This window comes from Brevundimonas intermedia, from assembly GCF_027922165.1.
In the GTDB taxonomy this organism is placed as follows: domain Bacteria; phylum Pseudomonadota; class Alphaproteobacteria; order Caulobacterales; family Caulobacteraceae; genus Brevundimonas; species Brevundimonas intermedia.
This window is the reverse complement of record NZ_BSFD01000012.1, coordinates 1-865: the sequence shown is the minus strand read 5'-3', so window position 1 is coordinate 865 and position 865 is coordinate 1. Positions and strand designations below refer to the sequence as shown.

General features: G+C 67.4%; 1 protein-coding gene. It reads right to left on the bottom strand.

Features of this window, described 5'->3' with window-relative positions:
• A partial coding sequence (gene galE / locus PKE72_RS17415; RefSeq protein ID WP_271166634.1) for a UDP-glucose 4-epimerase GalE occupies positions 1-865 on the bottom strand: 865 nt, incomplete at both ends.

Sequence of the window (865 nt, the reverse complement as noted above, 5' to 3'; positions counted from 1 at the left end):
TCGTCCAGGGTGCGGGTCGGGGCCCAACCGAGCACCTCGCGCGCCCGGCTGTTGTTCGCCACCAGGCAAGGCGCGTCGCCGGAACGGCGCGGCGTGGTCTCGACCGGGAAGGGCTGGTTAGTCGTGCGGCGGATGGTGTCGATCAGTTCCTTGACCGTCGTGCCTGTGCCGGTGCCCAGGTTGAAGACCGTCGTCTCGCCGCCATCGAGGAGATATTTCAACGCCCGGACGTGGGCGTCGGCCAGGTCCATGACGTGGATGTAGTCGCGTACGGCCGTGCCGTCGCGGGTGTCGTAGTCATCGCCGAACAGTTTGAAGCCCTGGCGCTGGCCCAGGGCCGTCTGCAAGGCCAGAGGGATGGCGTGGGTTTCCGGGTGGTGGCGCTCGCCGATCCGGCCTTCTTCGTCCGCGCCTGCGGCATTGAAATAGCGCAAGCAGACCGAACGGAAGCCGGCGTAGGTTGAATAGTCGGCCAGGGCCTGCTCGACCATCAGCTTGGTCCGGCCATAGGGGTTCAGCGGCGCCTGGGGATGGGTCTCGTCCATCGGCAGCCGCACGGGATCGCCGTAGGTGGCGCAGGTCGAGGAGAAGACCATGACCTCGATCCCGCCCCGCCGCGCCGCCTCGATCAGGGTGATCGCCCCCGCGACGTTGTTCTCGTAGAAGCGGCCGGGCTCCTTGACCGATTCTCCGACCTCGATCAGGGCGGCGAAATGCAGGACGGCAATGGGGCTGTGCTTGGCGATCACCGCGTCCAGGCGCGCGCCGTCGCGGATGTCGCCGGTCTCCAGCTCCCCCCACTGGACGAAGGCGGTGTGACCGTTCGACAGATTGTCATAGACGACCGGCCGGAATCCCGACTGCG